The 17746-nt window shown below is 45.5% G+C and carries 11 protein-coding genes; 8 read left to right on the top strand and 3 right to left on the bottom strand.

The features are described 5' to 3' along the window. Positions 1-27: 27 nt before the first annotated feature. Entirely contained in the window at positions 28-2088 is a 2061-nt protein-coding gene (locus BLA28_RS20715) for a beta-glucosidase family protein (protein ID WP_069157977.1), read from the top strand. On the opposite strand, the gene BLA28_RS20710 is transcribed toward BLA28_RS20715, so the two are convergent. Both BLA28_RS20710 and BLA28_RS20705 read right to left on the bottom strand, forming a co-directional pair. Further along, the gene (locus tag BLA28_RS20710; protein ID WP_169897279.1) at positions 2080-3801 is read right to left on the bottom strand and encodes a sensor histidine kinase; all 1722 of its coding nucleotides are present in this window, start codon (positions 3799-3801) and stop codon (positions 2080-2082) included. The genes BLA28_RS20715 and BLA28_RS20710 overlap by 9 nt on opposite strands. Beyond that, positions 3788-5335 carry a response regulator gene (locus BLA28_RS20705; RefSeq protein WP_069157879.1) on the bottom strand — a complete coding sequence of 516 codons (1548 nt, stop codon included), beginning with the start codon at positions 5333-5335 and terminating at the stop codon, positions 3788-3790. Before BLA28_RS20705 ends, BLA28_RS20710 begins: the two co-directional genes overlap by 14 nt. 194 nt (positions 5336-5529) lie before the next feature. On the opposite strand from BLA28_RS20705, the gene BLA28_RS20700 reads away from it, so the two are divergent. The 6 genes from BLA28_RS20700 (at position 5530) to BLA28_RS20675 (ending at position 12728) form a co-directional block, all read left to right on the top strand. Next, positions 5530-6423: a carbohydrate ABC transporter permease gene (locus BLA28_RS20700; protein WP_069157878.1), complete on the top strand. Its 894-nt coding sequence runs from the start codon at positions 5530-5532 to the stop codon at positions 6421-6423. Then, on the top strand, positions 6420-7250 hold the full coding sequence (locus BLA28_RS20695; protein WP_069157877.1) for a carbohydrate ABC transporter permease: 831 nt from the start codon (positions 6420-6422) through the stop codon (positions 7248-7250). The genes BLA28_RS20700 and BLA28_RS20695 overlap by 4 nt, the downstream gene beginning before the upstream one ends. A gap of 88 nt (positions 7251-7338) precedes the next feature. Further along, entirely contained in the window at positions 7339-8751 is a 1413-nt protein-coding gene (locus tag BLA28_RS20690; RefSeq protein WP_069157876.1) for an ABC transporter substrate-binding protein, read from the top strand. A gap of 27 nt (positions 8752-8778) precedes the next feature. Continuing rightward, entirely contained in the window at positions 8779-10992 is a 2214-nt protein-coding gene (locus BLA28_RS20685) for an MGH1-like glycoside hydrolase domain-containing protein (protein WP_069157875.1), read from the top strand. Positions 10993-11182: 190 nt separating this feature from the next. Further along, complete coding sequence (locus BLA28_RS20680; protein WP_069157976.1) at positions 11183-12100, top strand: helix-turn-helix transcriptional regulator; 918 nt, start codon at positions 11183-11185, stop codon at positions 12098-12100. Between the two features lie 73 nt (positions 12101-12173). Next, entirely contained in the window at positions 12174-12728 is a 555-nt protein-coding gene (locus BLA28_RS20675; RefSeq protein ID WP_069157874.1) for a ClbS/DfsB family four-helix bundle protein, read from the top strand. A gap of 10 nt (positions 12729-12738) precedes the next feature. Here BLA28_RS20675 and cls read toward each other — a convergent pair whose 3' ends face one another. Beyond that, positions 12739-14271, bottom strand: a complete 1533-nt coding sequence (cls, locus tag BLA28_RS20670) for a cardiolipin synthase (protein ID WP_069157873.1) — start codon at positions 14269-14271, stop codon at positions 12739-12741. 174 nt (positions 14272-14445) lie between these two features. Between cls and BLA28_RS20665 the strand changes: the two genes are divergently transcribed. Beyond that, positions 14446-17733: a PAS domain-containing hybrid sensor histidine kinase/response regulator gene (locus tag BLA28_RS20665; protein WP_069157872.1), complete on the top strand. Its 3288-nt coding sequence runs from the start codon at positions 14446-14448 to the stop codon at positions 17731-17733. Positions 17734-17746: the final 13 nt, after the last annotated feature.

Here is a 17746-nt window from a genome sequence, read left to right as displayed (position 1 = left end):
AAAATCCGGAAAGGAATGAGAAGAATAATGAAATGCACAAAGAAATACCGCCTTTCTTATACAGAAAGAGCGGAAAAAATAGTATCAAAGCTGAGTCTGGAGGAAAAGGTGAGTCTGATGGGAGGGAGAAGCGGACAGATGGAAAGCCCGGCCAATCCCCAGGATGACCATTATAACTATACCCCATATCCCTCCGGCGGTATCGAAAGGGAAGGAATACCGGCAATGATGTTCTGTGACGGCCCCAGGGGAGTCGTCTGCGGAACAGGAAAAACCACCTGTTTTCCGGTCAGTATGCTGCGGGGAGCGACCTTTGATACGGAACTGGAAGAAGAAATAGGTCATGCGATCGGCCGGGAGGTAAAGGCCTGTAACGGAAATCTTTTTGCCGGTGTCTGTATAAACCTTCCTTATAACCCCGGTTGGGGCCGGAGTCAGGAAACTTATGGGGAGGACAGCTTTCATCTGGGTGAGATGGGAAGCGCTCTGGTGCGCGGGGTACAGGAAGAGAATGTTATAGCCTGTATCAAGCATTTTGCGTTTAATTCCATGGAGAACTCCCGGTTTAAAGTTAACGTTTCCTGTGATATCCGTACGGAAAGGGAGGTTTATCTGCGGCATTTCCAGAAATGTGTGGAAGCAGGGGCCGGAGCAGTTATGAGTTCTTATAATAAATACCATCATGTTTTCTGCGGACATAATGACTATCTTCTGAACCAGGTATTAAAAGAGGAATGGGACTTTGACGGGTTTGTCATGAGTGATTTCAACTGGGGAGTGCGTGATACTGTCGAGGCTGCCAATGGCGGGCAGATGATGGAGATGTGTGAGACGAAATACTTCGGGGATCGGCTGGTTAAAGCCGTGGAAGAAGGGAAGGTGCCGATGGAACGGATCGATGATGCTGCGGTTCGAATTGTGCGTACCCTTCTGGCATTTACGGAAGCGGATCCCAAGAAGGCCCTGGAAGAAGAAGCAGGATGCAAAGAACATATCAATCTGGCACTGAAATGTGCCCGGGAGGGAATTACGCTGATTCAAAATAAAGAAAAGGTACTGCCGTTTCACGAGGAAGAGATAAAGACAATTGCAGTTATAGGAAGACTGGCTGATGAGGAAGTGACTGGCGATCATGGTTCCAGCCGGGTATTTCCTGCCTATGTTGTGACTCCGCTCCAGGGGATCCGGAAAAGGCTGCCGCATGCTGAAGTGATTTATGAGGATGGCTCCGATCTTGAGAAGGCGAAAACAGCGGCCGGAAAGGCGGATGCAGTAGTATTTGTGGCCGGTTATGATTACAATGATGAGGGTGAGTATGTGCTGAAGGATGAAAGCGATACGGAGCTGGGCGGATATGGCGGCGATCGTCTGGATTCACTGGGGCTGCACCGGGATGAAGCCGAGATGCTGAAACAGGTGGGCCCCTGTAATTCCAACAGCGCTGTGATATTGATAGGCGGAAACACGATTCTCATGGACGAGTGGAGAGAAGCTGTGGGCGCTGTTCTGATGGCATATTATCCGGGAATGGAAGGCGGGACGGCTCTGGCGGAAATCCTGTTCGGCGATATTAATCCCAGCGGAAAGCTGCCCTTTGTACTTCCGTATAAGGAAAGTGATCTTCCAGAGGTTGTGTGGAATACTACAGAACAGTGGTACGACTATTACCATGGTTATACGAAGCTGGATAAAGAGAAAAAAGAACCGCTGGCACCCTATGGTTTTGGTCTGTCCTATACACAGTTCAGTCTTTCCGCTCCCTTTTTTATGACAGATAAGGATTCTGTGACAGCAGAATGTATGATACAGAATACCGGAGACAGGGAAGGAACGGAAGTTATTCAGTTTTATGCAGGATTCGGCGCCTCCATGCAGGAGCGCCCGGTAAAGGCGCTGTGCGGATTCCGGCGTGTGACATTGGCGCCCGGAGAGAGCAAAAAAGTGAGTATTGTATGTCCTGTGAAGGAACTGGCATGGTATAACCCTCAGACTGGCGATTGGGAAGTGGAGAAGATGGTTTATGAAGGGTATATTGGCACCAGCAGTTCGGAAAGGGATCTTTTGAGAGGAAGCTTCACTCTAAACTAAAACCCTTGGAAGAAGAAGCGTAACCACAGTACCCGTTTCCAGGGAAGATTCCATCCGAATCTCATAGTCCCGGCCGAAATACTGGAGAAGCCGCTGGTGAGTATTGGCAATACCGATACCGTCATTTTCCAGCCTTCGGCTGGGACTATTCTGTATAGAGCTAAAGGCTTCTTTCAAGCCATCCAGTGTGTCAAAAGACATACCATGCCCATCATCACTAATCTGAATTTGTATTCGGCTGTCATTATTCCGGAGGATGGAAATGGACAGGGTGCCTTCCTGCTGAAAATCCGTAAAGCCGTGGATAATTGCATTCTCGATAAAGGGCTGCAGGGAGAATTTAATGATTTTATATTGGAGCAGTGTTTCATCAATCCGGTATTCCACCTGGAAGAGATAATCAAACCGAAGCTGCATGATATAAATATAATATTTGCTTTGCTCCAGTTCCTGCTCCAGTGTTACCGTATTCGAACCCTTCAGGTTATAACGGAACATTCGGGATAGGGCATTGCAGCAATTTTTTATGATATCCGCAGAGGGACCGTCAGCAATTCCGCGGATAATTTCAAGCGTATTATATAAAAAATGAGGGTTTATCTGATTCTGCAAAACAGCGATATGAGCGTCCTTTTGAGCCAGTTCTGCTGTTTCTTTTTTCTTTGTTAATTCATCTATTTTTTGATTCATAGCATTATACTGAGTAATCAAATAGCCTATTTCGTTATCCGCATTACAATAAATCGGCTTTCCGAAGGAACCTGCTTCCATTTCATGCATCGAAGATGTCAGAACCTTTAAAGGCTCTGTCAGTGATTTTGCAAAATGAGTGCTGAAAAGGAAGGCAGCCACACCAACCAGCATAGCACAGAAAATATTAGCGAACATTACCATCAGTGAATTGCTTTCAAAATAATTGTTTTGGGTATAGGCGGTAAGGGTCCAATCCATCAGGGGATCATAGGAGGTCATTTCAAAGAATTTTCCATGCTTATTTTCCGGAAAGGTATTCAGGATTGTTTTTTGCTCCGGCATTTCGATTTTCAGGTAAAACTGTTCCTGGTTTCTCAGATTCAGGGCCTGTTCCAGAACCTTTTCAGGAACATCAACCAGGAGATAGCCGATAGTATTCAGATTGGAATTATTGCGGATACGATAGACAATGATTATTCCATCCTGTTTGGAATTTAAATAATAATGACATTCTTCCGGGGTGGTAATGTAATACATTTGCTCGAGAGGAAGGGCTGAAAAACTGTCATACCATAAATCTTCATGATAATGGTATCCGGGAGTGGGAGTAAAGTTCATATCTTCCAGATGTACAGGCAGGACAGAAGGATTTTCCATGAACAGGTGAAGGCGGCAGTCAGGAAGCGAATAAGAAAGCAAAATCAAAAAATTACGCAGATTAGTAGCGGTGGTACTGGAAAAGGAATTACCCTTAAATGCCTGCATTAGCTGAGTCTGAACCTGGTTGCTGCAGACAAAGTTATATATGGTATGGTTCATATTCCGGAAATAAGAATTGCTGCTTTGTGAAATCTGCGAGAGCATATCATTGTTGTAACGTTCAATGTTTTCATAATTGATTTTATATAAAATGACATTGGAAATTATTGTGCATAACAAAATCGCGGACAACAGAACCGCTGCCGTCAGACGAATCAAATCATTTTCAATGGTATGGGGACGCTGTTTACTGAACATCATCGTTGCCTCCGTCCTGTTTTGTATAAGCTGCCGGAGAAAAGCCGGTGCGCTTGCGGAATATTTTGGAGAAATAATTAGGATCATTGTATCCTACCATCCGGGCTACTTTACCGATAGAAAGCTTTTGGGTACGGAAAAGCTTCAAGGCCTCTTTAATACGGATTTCTTCGATATATGAGGAAAGGTTTCCGCCGGTCTGCTGCTTGAACATATGGGACAGATAGCTGGGATTGAAAAAAAATTCTGATGCAATAGATACCAGGGTAATGTCCTGCTCATAATTTTTCTGTATATATTGTTTGATCAATGTAATTATATCGATACTGTCCGCAGCATTCACAAACGAAAAAACTGCCTTACAGCGTTTGAGTAAATCTTTGCGCAGGGCTTCAAGCTCAGAAAAGGCCATCAGATAAAAGGGAGTGAGCGGTTCCTTAAAAATATTCTGGTTTATAGTCAGCTGATAGCATAAACATATTTTTCTTAGAGTATTTGAAATTTCACAAATAACGTATTCGAGAAGCTCAGGTGTAAAAGCTTCTTTGTTATCTGATTTCAGCATTTGATTCAAATAATATTCCGTATTTTCAAAATGCCGTATACTGATATTTTTACGGAACTGTTCCATGAGTTCTGTGATTTCTGACACAAAGGCTTCCTTCTGAGGCGGTATAAGCCTGTACCATATCAAATCGCTTTCGAATAATAGACGGGAATTTAAAAGCTGCAGGCAGCTTGTCTGCAGGGTGGATAAACGGGCCTTGTCCGGGAAGGGAGGGGTCAGGGCGGCGGCAGGAGCGGGAAAACCGCAGAGAGACAGCTGCTCCTGCAGATATTTCAGCAAATGCTGAAGGTGGTCTTTGGTAAGATGCCCGGCATAAACGGTTATCTGCATCAGTGTGGGGCTCATATAACAAAACTGTGTGCCGAAACAGGGATCGTCAATAAAATCGGAATGAGAATGAACCGCATGTGAGAGCCAGGAAGCAAAAAGATTCTCTGTATACTTTCGGGTTTTCTGCAAAAAGCAGGAAGCAAAGTAAAGAGATATGACAGCATAATGCAGATTCCCTCCTGCGGCTGCCGTACTGCCGGCGGAAAAGGAACCTTCTTTATTGGGCATACTGAAAGCCGGGGCGGATGTCCTGTTATGGTTATCCCCCTCCAGAGCTGTAGTAAGCTTTTTGAGCATTGACAGAATAGATGTTTCATCAATAGGCTTAGTCAGATAATCTAATACATTCAGACGAATTGCCTCTCTGGCATAATGAAAATCTTCATAACCGGAAACAATGACACTATGCAGGTTTGGCTGAAGCTTTAATGCACGTTCAATAAGCGACAGGCCGTCAGTTAAAGGCATGCGGATATCTGTAATGAGAACATCAGGCTGCAGCTCTTTTATCTTTTCCAGTGCCTGAGCGCCATTAGATGCTTCCCCCACAATGAAGTAGCCATGATCCGTCCAGTTGACAGAGCGGATAATATCCTGCCGTACATATTTTTCATCATCTGCAATTAATATACTGTACATGCTCCCCTCCTGAAATAATCCCCTTTTTTAGTTATGGTTTAATTATATAGCACCGGCTAATCCGGGTAAATTGGTTTTGAAATGATATAAAGAAATTACTGCTGTTCCCCTAAAAAGATTCCTGTTTTTAAATCTTTTCTGTTTGTATAATGACCTCAGCAGCAAAAAAGAAGAACAAGCAGGGAGGAGATTATATGAGAAAAAAACATATCAGCTGGAAGAATAATTTATGGGGGTGGTTTTTTATAGCTCCGGCCTGCATGGGACTGACTATTTATATTGTACTGCCGATGGTTTACAGTCTTGCTATGAGCTTTTGCAGCTGGGATATCATATCAGCGCCGCAGTTTGTTGGTTTGGACAATTATAAACGGTTGTTTACAACGGATCCCCATTATCTTAATTCCTGTTTTGTAACCTTGAAATACACATTATTGTTTGTGCCGGCAATGCTTATACTTACATTCCTTCTTGCCCTGTTGCTGAACTTCCGGCCTTTGAAATGGAAAAGCCTGTGGAGAGTATGTATTTATATTCCTTCCATCGTACCTATTATGGCTTCGGCAGCCTTATGGACATTCATATATGACCCTACAAACGGCCTGCTGAATAATCTGCTGGCGCCGTTTGGGATACATAAGGAATGGATTTTTGACAAAAATATGGTTCTGCAGTGTATTGCAGTGATGGGGATCTGGAGTGCCGGAAATACAGTGATGATTAATCTTTCCGGTTTCGGAAATATTCCTGAGGAATTATATGAATCGGTGGAAATAGATGGGGGCAGCAGTTTCGCAAAGCTTATTTTTGTGACGCTTCCTATGATGAGCCCCCTTATTTTTTACAATCTGGTAATGGCGCTCATTGCATCCCTTCAGACTTTCACACAGGGCTATGTTATGACGAACGGCGGTCCGGAAAGCGCATCCAATTTTTACATGTTGTATTTATACGACAATGCTTTTAATTTTAACAGGATGGGTCTGGCATGTGCCCAAAGCTGGATTCTGTTTTTGGTAATTGCGCTGATAACGGTATTGTTGTTCCGGACTTCAGGATGGGTTTATTACGGAGGTGATACGGAATGAAAAGAAAAAGGATTTCTCATTTATTTGCTTTTGTATTGATGCTTCTTATAGGGCTGATAATGGTTTTTCCGCTTTTTTGGATGGTTCGTTCTTCCGTAATGACGCAGTCGGAAATATTCAGAAAACCCATGCAGTGGCTGCCGGAACGTATACAGTGGAAAAATTATGTGGATATCATGACGCTGCGGCCCTTTGCCAGGTGGATATGTAACTCGGCATTCATTGTGGTATTTAATGTACTGGGTACAATGCTTACCTGTTCCATGGCGGCATTTGCCTTTGCCAGACTGAAATTCAGGGGGCGGAATGTGGTATTTTCCATGGTGCTGGCGGCGATGATGATCCCTTCTGCGACACTGCTTATACCGCAGTTCATGATATGGAAGATCCTTCATGGAATTGATACTTATGCCCCGTTAATTCTGGGAGCTTTCGGTGCTCCGGGCTTTTATACATTTATGCTGAGACAGTTTTACAAGGGGATACCCATGGATATTGATGAAGCGGCTAAAATTGATGGAGCCAGTCCGCTGAGGATTTATATGAATATTATTATACCATTATCGAAAGCTCCATTGGTAACTGTGGCGATATTCACTTTTACCAATTGCTGGAATGACTTCATGGGGCCATTGATTTATTTATCCAGTGAAAAGAAATATACAGCTGCTTTAGGCCTGCGTTCTTTTATAGGAATGTATACCGGACAATGGCACTATCTGATGGCGGCATCCACAGTCCTTGTCATACCGGTGATAATCTTATTTGCATGCTGTCAGAAGGTATTTATAGGAGGGATTAATCTTTCCGGAGGACTAAAGGGCTGAGAAAGGGAAATCATGCATAAACCATGAAATATGTCCGCGGCGTGGCTCAGGGTTGTGCTGAAAATAAAAAAAGGAAAAGGAGACGGGTATGAGAAAGAAATGGTTAGGAATTCTATTGGCATGTGTGTTAGTTACAGGTACTTTAGGAGGCTGCGGAGGCCAGGCAGAATCCGGTACGGAAAACGGGACGGTGAAGGAAGAGGCAGCTGGAGGGGAAAATGATATTATTCATTTAAAGTATACTACTTGGAGCGCCGGTGGGGAACAGACGGCTGTTAAACAGGCGGTTGCAAGTTTCGAGGAACAAAATCCCAATATAAAGGTTGAGGTGGAATTTATTGACAACGCAAATTATACAGCAAAGCTGAATACTTTAATGGCGGCCGGAGACGCGCCTAATGTGGCCCAGCTGAACGGCTATCTGGCTCCGGAATATGGAGCGAAGGGTCAGCTTCTGGATTTAAAGCCTTATCTGGAGGAACAGGTTGATTTTGATGATATTCTTCCGGAAGCACTTTTTGAATACGATGATAAAGTTTGGGGAATGACATTCGGTGTGGAATGCCAGCTTGTATTTTATAACAGAGATTTATTCCGTCAGACAGGACTGGAGGAGCCCTCAACGGATGCCAATAATCCGTGGACTTGGGATGAATATGTGACAGCAGCGAGAAAGCTGACAACTGATATCAATGGAAAGCATCCGGAGGAAGCCGGTTTTGATATTAATAATATTTCAGTTTGGGGAACAAAGGTATTTGACGGGCCCGTATTTAACTTTACCCTTCTTAATTCCAATGGAGGTGCTTATATAGCTGCTGAGGGAGACAGGCTTCTGATAGACAGTGCGGAGAGTAAAGAAGTGTTAAAGTCATTGCAGGATTTGATTTATGTAGAGAAGGTAGCTCCTAAACCCTCTGTGACAAGTGCGATGCCATCCTCCCAGCAAATGCTTATGGACGGACAGCTTGGAATGTATATTGGGGGACAATATGAGATCGCTACTTTTGCAGAAGCAGAATATGGAGATTTTGGAGTAGCTCCGCTGCCTGTATTTAAGAAACCCGCAAGCATGATTTGGGGAGAACCACTGGTAGTATATGACAGTAAGGATGAAAAGGTGAATGCTGCTGCAGTGAAGCTGGTACTTGCACTGGGAAATCCGGCGGAAGTAAGCGATTTATTTATAACAGGGGCGCAAATGCCTATTTATAAGAGCTGGTATAGTGATCCGGAAAAACTGAAGGTATGGACGGATAACCCATGGCATAATGAGAAGCTGATGAGCTACTTTGATTCCCTTTTTAAAACGGAAACAACCTCCAGAGAAGCGTATTACGTTAAAAATTATGATCCTATCATGGCGATTGTACAGCCCAGACTGGATAAAATATGGGATGGACAGGATGTGAATGATGCGCTGGATGGAATCCAGGAAGAAGTGAAACCGGAAATGCAGGGCTATTATAAGCTTGTGAATTATTATTCGGATGCACAGTAAATACCGGATATGGAGAAAAGAGGGCAAATGGATCAGAAAAGCAAAGGAACGGGATATGGAGCATATGATCCCCTTTATCCGAACGGAATTATGACAGCAGGAAAAGACGGGGATTTGTTCGGAATCAGATTTCTGGCTGCGGGAAAAGAAGAAGGGCTGATTCTGGATCATAAAGATTTTGATTTTCGTACGGTTGGAATCGGAAGAATGGAGCCGGAACAGTTATACGAATTTTCCTGGAAGGCATTTGGAACAACTGTAAAACTGACCTGGTGCAGGTTAGGTAAGGACTGTTTATTCGGGCAGGTTGATTTACAGGATGGCGTCTCGGTATTGGCGGAGCTGTATGTCCCCAGAGAATGGAGACTGCAGAAGGAATGGGTTAATTTCACAAGGCAGACAGAAAGCTGTTTCACCGGCGAGCTGATATCGCCCTATCATGAAAATGGTAATCCGGCATTCCTTTTTATGGCGAACCAGGCTCCCCGGAGCTGTGCCGGTTACAATGACAGAGCAAAACAGCTGCAGGATTTCAAAGCTGCATGGATGTTCAGGAATGTGAACCAGCATGATATCTGGAATGATATGGGACTGAGCCGGATGATGGGGATTCAGTTTGAGAAATCCTTTTCGTTTCTCATTAAGAACGGCAGGGCAGAGGATTTTCTCCGGCTTCCGGATTCCGGGCAGCAAAAGCTGCTGCTGGAGCAAGGAAAAGCAAGTCTTTTCCGGATGCTGCAGGCCCATTCGGAATCAGCATTGACAGGAAACGGAACGATGAAGGAGATCGGCCAGGTCTTTTCCGCAATGCCTGCCTATAATGCGATTTATAAAGAAAATACCGGAAGAAGATATATTATGGTAGATCGCCCCTGGGCAAGGAAAGAGGATGGATGGGGGATACAATTTAACTGGGATACCTTCCTGAGCAGCTGGGCCAGCTCATGGACTTATCCGGAGCTGGCAAAGGAAAATATGCTGTCAGGATATGATGTACAGCTTCCCGACGGAAAAATCCCGCTCTACAGCAGCCCGGGCGCTGCCGGCAGATCGGAGCCGCCGATTACTGCCGGAAGATCGCAGCATATTGTCCAGGGAATTACATTATGGAAAACATATTTACATACGGGCGATAAAGAATGGGCTTGTAAATGCTATGAAGGAGCCAAGAAGGCCAACGCGTGGTGGTTTGCGGACAGAGGAGACGGGCAGCCCAGGCGTGATGCCAGGAAGTGGGGAATGCTGGGATTCGGATACGATCCGGAGGCGGAAATGGGAATTTTAGGAGCCTCATTACAGCCGTATGTGGCAAAGGCCCAGTATGCATATTTTGAAACCTATGATGACAGCCCTCAGTGGACCAGCGGAAAATATTTTGTCAGCGTGGCCGGAATGGAGGATTTGACAGAAGAAAAACTGATAGATGAATCCCGTTATGTATGCAGATATCATATGGCGGATATCTATACTTTGGAAAGATGCTGCCTGTATGCAGTGGACTGTGAATCCTTAAGCCATATGGCAAGGGCATTGGGCCGGGAAGAAGAAGCTGCTTATTATGAAAAGAAAAGGATGGATATGGCAGAGCAGATTAATGCCAGAATGTGGTGTGAGGAGGATGGGTGTTATTATAACCTTAAATTTGACGGGACATTCTCCAAACGCCAGTCTCCGGACTGTTTCATGCCGCTTATGACAGGATGTGTGCCAAAGGAGAGGAAAGAGCGGCTCCTGCAGCTTCTGAAGGATGAAAACAAATTCTGGGGAGAGTATATGATTCCTTCTATTGCAAAAGACGATTCCGCTTTTTCCCAGCAGCATTATTGGAGAGGACAGATCTGGCCTCCGCAGACTTTGTGGACTTATCTTGCACTGAAGAGAGCCGGAGAAGAGGAGCTGGCCTGGGAACTGGCATACAAAGCAGCCGGTATGCTGTCAAAAGAATGGAACAGAAATGGTTACTGTCCGGAAAATTACAGCGGAATTACAGGTGAATGCTCCGGAGCATATCATTATAACTGGGGGATGCTTATGGGACTGCCTCTTCTGGAAGAATTGATAGAATTCAGAGAGGATAAAGTGATTTTCGGCAATGCTATGGCTCCGGATGGGACAGAACTGAAAAATATTCCGGTTGATGGCCAGCTTTATGATTTGGTAATAAACGGGGGTATGACGGAGGTATACAGGGGAAATATTTTATTGGCAAAAGAAAAAGGTACAGTTGTGCTGGACAGATAAAAACAAGAATACTTATAAGTAAGAAAAAAGAATCAGAGAAATCTGGTTCTTTTTTCAATTTCTTCCTATAACATGACGCACATATGTCACCTTACTATGTTATAGTAAAGCTGCAGGACGGCAGACGAGAAGAAACATGCTTTCCTGCCATGATGCAGGCAACCCCCAAAACATACGGACAGGAGCAGACATGCAGATAAACAGACTATTTGAAATCGTATATATCCTGCTGGATAAAAAGAGCATCACCGCCAACGAACTCGCGGAGCATTTTGAGGTATCCAAAAGAACCATTCTGCGGGACATAGAAACATTAACCATAGCAGGAATTCCCATTTACACCACAAAAGGGAAGGGCGGGGGAATCTCCATACTGGATAACTTTGTCCTCAATAAAACCGCGGTATCCGAGGAGGAACAGAACCAGATCCTGATTGCGCTGCAGAGCCTTGCCTCCACACAGCATATGGATACGGACGGCATCATATCCCGGCTTGGCGCGTTGTTCCGGAAAATGGATACCTCATGGATTGAAGTGGATTTTTCCCGGTGGGGAAGCACCAATCCGGATAAGGAAAAGTTTGAGATGATAAAGAGGGCTGTTATAAACAAACTGCCGCTTTCCTTTTCCTATCCCGGTTCAAATGGGGAACTTACGTCCAGAACCGTATATCCTCTGAAGCTGGTATTCAAATCCAGCGCATGGTATGTTCAGGCGTACTGCCTGTCCAGGAAGGATTACAGAACCTTTAAAATAAACAGGATGCTTTATCCGGAGGTGCTGCCGGAAAGCTTTGCGGGGATGGAATTCACGCCGCCTCCCATTGTTTCAGATGATATCAGGCCGGATTCCCTTGTATCTCTTCGGCTGCTTTTTGCGGCGGAGGCGGCCTATCGGGTTTATGACGAGTTTGACGAGAGAACAGTTCACCCAAATGAAGACGGAACCTTTACCGTGACGATTGAACTGCCCAATGACGCCTGGCTGTACGGCTTCCTACTGTCCTTCGGAACCTCTGTAAAGGTAATGGAGCCGCAGCATGTAAGAGATTATCTTCTGTCCATGGCAGATGGTATAAAAAATTTTTATAAAGATGACATAAGGTGACATACAGCTGTCACCTTATATGTTGTATGATAGGTTCATAGAAAAGCAAATCACTTATCAGGAGGAAAATAAAATGAGCAGACCGGCGACAAAGACAGATTTAATCCAGGCGGCAGAGGAGCAGTTTGATAAAATGTGGAAACTGGTGGATTCCATGACACCGGAGGAACGGAATGCGGATTTTCATTTTGGGGAAAATGTAAAAATGAAAGAGGCGCACTGGCAGAGAGACAGGAATATACGTGATATACTGGTGCACCTGTATGAATGGCACCAGCTGCTGCTGAACTGGGAAAAAAACAATAAGAAGGGCCTGGCAATGCCGTTTATCCCGGCGCCTTATAACTGGAAAACCTATGGGCAGATGAATGTGGAGTTCTGGAAAAAGCATCAGTCCACACCGTATGAGGAAGCCAGGGAAATGCTTCTTGACAGCCACAGAAAAGTGATGGAATTAATTAAAAACTATTCCAATGAGGAGCTGTTTGAGAAGAAGCATTTTTCCTGGACAGGGACTTCCAACCTTGGTTCATACTGTGTTTCAGCAACCTCCAGCCATTACGACTGGGCCATGAAAAAAATGAAGGCTCATTTGAAGTCGTACAGGGATGCACAGAAAAAAGGCTGAAACCGTCAGCCTACAGCAGGGGGGCGAACAGACGCAGGATACACTGGAAACAGCGGATAAACACAGAGCGTTTCCTGCAGTAGTCCAGACCGATTTCACGGCATAACGGGAAAGTCTCGATAAAATCCCTTTTGATGTCCATGATCGCATCATAGCCATAGAGATATACGCCGCATTCAAAATGCAGATAAAGTGACCGGTAATCCATATTGATGGTGCCTACTACGGCGACCTGATCATCGGACAGATAACCTTTGGCATGGATAAAGCCGGGAGTATATTCGTAAATACGTACACCGGAACGGATCAGGGCGGCATAATAGGATTGGGTGAGCAGGAAAACAAGCTTTTTATCCGGGATGCCGGGCGTGATGATGCGTACGTCGATGCCCCTTTCGGCGGCCATGCACAGTTCCTTCTGCATCTCGTTATCAATGATGAGATAAGGTGTGGTGATATAAACGTACCGGGAGGCGGTTTTCAGGATATTCATATATACGTTCTCCCCCAGTGTTACATTGTCCAGAGGAGTATCGGAATAGGGCTGGACAAAACCTTTCTGCAGGCTTTGGAAGGCCGTGTTCCGGCGCAGGTATTTTTCATAGGATTCATCGGTATCCCTGATAAAATTCCACATTTCGAGGAACATGACGGTATGGCTTTTTACGGCGTCACCTTCCAGGCGTACCCCGGTATCCTTCCAGTGTCCGTAAGGATGTGTGACGTTAAAATATTCATCTGCCAGATTGTACCCCCCGGAGAAGCTGACATGGTTGTCGATTACCGTGATTTTACGGTGATCCCGGTGGTTCATGAATACGTATAATAAAGGTATGAGCGGATTGAAAATCCGGCACTGGATGCCCTGGCGGTTCATGCGCCGCATGAATTCCGGCTTTACAAAGCCGATGCTTCCGAAGTCGTCATATATGAATCGTACTTCCACACCCTCCGATACTTTTTTCAGCAGAATCTCTTCGATCCGGTGGAAGACTTCCGTATCTTCCACGGCAAAATATTCCATGAAAATAAATTCCCTTGCATTTTCCAAATCCTTCAGCATGGCTTCCAGGGCTGGCTCTGTCTGCGGATAGTAGGTTACATCCGTATTCCGGTATACAGGATAGCCGCTGGAGTTCTGAATATAATATTCCTGGTTATGGATATAAATATTTTCTTTTTTTAGACTCAGGAGAATTTCTTTTTCCTGCGTAAGCTCAGGGCTGTATTTCGCCGCCACTTTTTCATAATAGGCTTTTGTCCTTTTGGTGAGGCCGGTTCTTCCGAACATCAGGTACAGGGTAATGCCGAACAGGGGAAGGGAGAGGATCACGATAGTCCATACAAGCCGGGCCGCGGAAAACTCGCTTTTGGCATTGATCCGCAGAACTACAATGACACCGATAATCTCAATAACGGTAGCGAACCATACATAATACTGATTCAGCTTCCAGACAAGCGCGATGATCCAGACCAGCTGTATAATCAGGCATAGAACGGTAAATAAAACACGTCCGAACACGACCTTCAGAATGTTCCTCATAGCATATCCCCCATTTTTTTCTTCTGCATATAAATCCCTGTTAACAAAATCATATTAATTATACCTGATAGGCAGGAGAATGTCTATTTCGCGTTGCCGGGCAAAAATCTGATGACTTAAGAGTCGGATTTTGCTATACTGGATACAGTGAGTAAACGGAGGTATGAAAGCGGCATGGGCATGGATAAAGAACTTCAGGAGGTAGAATCTTTTGCAGACAGAATTCTGCGGAGTTATTTTTGTGAATCGGATGTGGAATTCCTGATTTCCACCTTTGCCGAGGATATCGTATGGATGGGCGCCGGAGAAAGGCAGAAGGCGGAGGGAAAGGCTGCAGTTGCCGCCTGTTTCCGGGAAGGGAAGGACGATCTGGCTCCCTGTGATATGACAGAGGAAAGATATGTGACCCGAAGGCTGGGAGAGAATATTTTCTTTTGCGAGGGAGACAGCTGGATTCAGCCGAAGAAGGAAACCGGTTTGTATTTCAGGACCCATCAGAGGATCACTTTTATCTTTGAACGGACAGGAGAAGTGCTGAAAACAAAGCATATCCATAATTCTGTGGATTATTCGGATATTATGGAAGATGAGCTGTTCCCCGCACAGGCCGGGAAAGAGGCGTTTGAGAAACTGAGCAGGGTCCTGGAGCAGAGGGATCGTCAGATTGAGCTGATGCTTTCCAGGCTTCCGGGGGGTATGCTGATATGCGGTGCGGATAATAATTTTACGTCAAAATGGATCAGTGATTCTCTCTGCTCTCTGCTGGGTTATGACAGTCCGGAGGAGTTTGAACAGCTTACAGGCGAGTCCGGGCATGGCTATATCCTGGAGGAGGATTATGAGAGTGTCTGGGAAAATATAAAACAAAAGCTGGATCGGGGAGAGTCTTACAGTCTGGAATACCGGGTAATGTGTAAGGACGGCAGTATTTTGTGGGTATCGGATATTGGTGAAAAGGCGGAGTATCCGGATGGGCAGGAGGCGATCTACTGCTTCATATCCGATATCACTGAACGCAAGCAGAAGCAGATGGAAATGGATGCGGTGAATCAGGAGGTGAGAAGGCAGGCGGAATTCCTGACACAGCTTTATGATACGATACCCTGTGGTATTCTGCAGTTTACAACGGATCCGTCTCATAAAATTGTGAATCTGAACCGGATGGTTTGGGAATTCTATGGATTTTCATCCGAGGAGGATTACTGCAGACATATAAGCTCCCCGCTGCAGCTTGTCCTTGAAGAGGATCAGCAAAAGGTGAAGGATTTGGTTGAACAGCTTGAGCCTTACTCAGGAACTGTGAATTATATAAGGGAAGGCAGGCGGATAGACGGCACGCAGGTCTGGATCAATGTAGTTATGGAAAGGCTGGTGAATGCGGACGGAATTGACGTAATTCAGGCCATATTCGCTGACATTACGGAAACCAAAAGGCTGCAGATGCTTCAGGAGAGGCAGAGGCTGATTGAAAACCAGTCGCTTCGGGCTGCCACCTGTACGGCTTATCCTATGATAATGATCATTAATCTGACACGGAATACCTATAACTGCTTTATCGAGGAACAGGAATGCTTCCTGCAAAGCAGGGAAGGCATGTTTGATGAAATGGCGGCGGGCTTCCTTCCTGACGTTTATCCTTCCTATCGGGAGGATTTTGCGTCTTTTTACAGCAGAGAGAACATACAGGAACGTTTCCGGAAAGGGGAGCGGGAACTATATATGGAGGTTCAGGCAAAAGGGGTAGACAGAGAGTATCACTGGATCTCTGTACAGCTGATTTATGTGGACAATCCGGTAGGGGAGGATCTTCTTGCTATTGAACTGGTTAAGCTGCTGGATGCACAGAGAGCCGAAAAAGCCCGTCAGGAGCAGCTGCTGAGGGATGCGCTGACGGCGGCAAGGGCGGCTAATGAGGCAAAATCGGATTTCCTTTCCCGTATGAGCCATGATATCCGGACACCGATGAACGCCATTATCGGCATGTCCACTATCGGCCAGCTGAAAAAGGAGGATCCTGCCAGAATACAGGACTGCTTCAGCAAAATTGACGCCTCCTCCCGTTATCTGCTTTCCCTTATCAATGATATATTGGATATGTCCAAAATAGAAACGGGCAAAATGTCCATTGCCAGGGAAAAATTCGACTTTGTGGAATTTATTGATGAGATTATATCTATTATTTATCCCCAGGCGGTGAATCAGGGGCTGCATTTTGAACTGCACTATGAAGAGCCCATTGAGCATTATTATATCGGTGATGAGCTGCGTCTGAAGCAGATTATCATGAATCTTCTTTCCAATGCGGTGAAGTTTACACCGGCAGGAGGACAAGTGGAGGTACAGATACGGGAAGAAAAAAGGACGAATGGTTTTGCCTATCTGCGTCTGATGGTGTCGGATACGGGAATCGGTATGTCCGAGAATTTTATGAACCGGCTGTTCCAGCCCTTTGAGCAGGAATCTTCGGAAATGGCCCGGAACAATGTGGGAAGCGGCCTGGGGCTTTCCATTGTATATAACCTGGTGCAGCTCATGGGAGGAAGCGTTGAGGTACAGAGCCGGAAGGAGGAAGGGAGTGTCTTTACCGTCCTTCTGCCTGTAGGCGTAATCAATGACAATGAAGAGGAAGAACAGAGGAGAAAATCCAAAGAGCTTCTGAAGGGGCTGAAGGTCCTGATCGTAGATGATGATGAGATCGTGGGAGAGCAGGTTTCCGATATCCTGGGAGAAATCGGCGGCTATTCCCTGTGGGTGGATTCAGGAAGAAAAGCGGTGCGGGAAGTAAGGGCGGCCATGGACAGCGGACAGCCTTATGATATTGCGATGGTTGACTGGATTATGCCGGATATGGACGGTGTGGAAACCACCCGCCAGATCCGTAAAATAACCGGCCCGGATACAACTATCATTATTATTTCCGCCTACGACTGGAGCTGTATTGAAGAGGAAGCATGCCGGGCAGGCGCCAATTACTTTATATCCAAGCCTTTGTTTAAAACTACGATTTATAATACCTTTTCTCATCTGGGCGGCTTTACGGAAATCTGCAGTGAAAAAATCAAACAGGATGCTGCGGTGGATTTCGATGGAAGGCATGTCCTGTTAGTGGAGGATAATGAGCTGAATCTGGAGATCGCGAAGTCACTGCTGGAAATGTACGGACTGACTGTGGACAGTGCGGAGAACGGGCAGGAAGCCGTTGAACAGTATCTGAAGAAGCCGGAGGGTCATTACTTTGCCGTGCTGATGGATATCCGGATGCCGGTCATGAACGGACTGGATGCTTCCAGGGCAATACGGGCTTCCGGGAAAAAGGATGCCCTGACAGTTCCCATTTTGGCCATGACAGCCAATGCCTTCGATGAGGATCGTGTCCTGGCAAAGGCGGCGGGTATGACGGGGTATCTGGTGAAACCGCTGGATATGAAGCTACTGGTGGAGGAATTAAGAAAACTGCAGTAATATACATAAAAAA

This window comes from Eisenbergiella tayi, assembly GCF_001881565.1.
GTDB lineage: Bacteria > Bacillota > Clostridia > Lachnospirales > Lachnospiraceae > Eisenbergiella > Eisenbergiella tayi.
This window is presented reverse-complemented; position numbering and strand designations above follow the sequence as displayed.

Excerpts from the sequence above, each read along its gene's own strand:
- BLA28_RS20715 (WP_069157977.1), top strand. The coding sequence starts at position 28 with ATGAAATGCACAAAGAAATACCGCCTTTCTTATACAGAAAGAGCGGAA.
- BLA28_RS20710 (WP_169897279.1), bottom strand. The coding sequence starts at position 3,801 with ATGATGTTCAGTAAACAGCGTCCCCATACCATTGAAAATGATTTGATT.
- BLA28_RS20705 (WP_069157879.1), bottom strand. The coding sequence starts at position 5,335 with ATGTACAGTATATTAATTGCAGATGATGAAAAATATGTACGGCAGGAT.
- BLA28_RS20700 (WP_069157878.1), top strand. The coding sequence starts at position 5,530 with ATGAGAAAAAAACATATCAGCTGGAAGAATAATTTATGGGGGTGGTTT.
- BLA28_RS20695 (WP_069157877.1), top strand. The coding sequence starts at position 6,420 with ATGAAAAGAAAAAGGATTTCTCATTTATTTGCTTTTGTATTGATGCTT.
- BLA28_RS20690 (WP_069157876.1), top strand. The coding sequence starts at position 7,339 with ATGAGAAAGAAATGGTTAGGAATTCTATTGGCATGTGTGTTAGTTACA.
- BLA28_RS20685 (WP_069157875.1), top strand. The coding sequence starts at position 8,779 with ATGGATCAGAAAAGCAAAGGAACGGGATATGGAGCATATGATCCCCTT.
- BLA28_RS20680 (WP_069157976.1), top strand. The coding sequence starts at position 11,183 with ATGCAGATAAACAGACTATTTGAAATCGTATATATCCTGCTGGATAAA.
- BLA28_RS20675 (WP_069157874.1), top strand. The coding sequence starts at position 12,174 with ATGAGCAGACCGGCGACAAAGACAGATTTAATCCAGGCGGCAGAGGAG.
- cls (WP_069157873.1), bottom strand. The coding sequence starts at position 14,271 with ATGAGGAACATTCTGAAGGTCGTGTTCGGACGTGTTTTATTTACCGTT.
- BLA28_RS20665 (WP_069157872.1), top strand. The coding sequence starts at position 14,446 with ATGGGCATGGATAAAGAACTTCAGGAGGTAGAATCTTTTGCAGACAGA.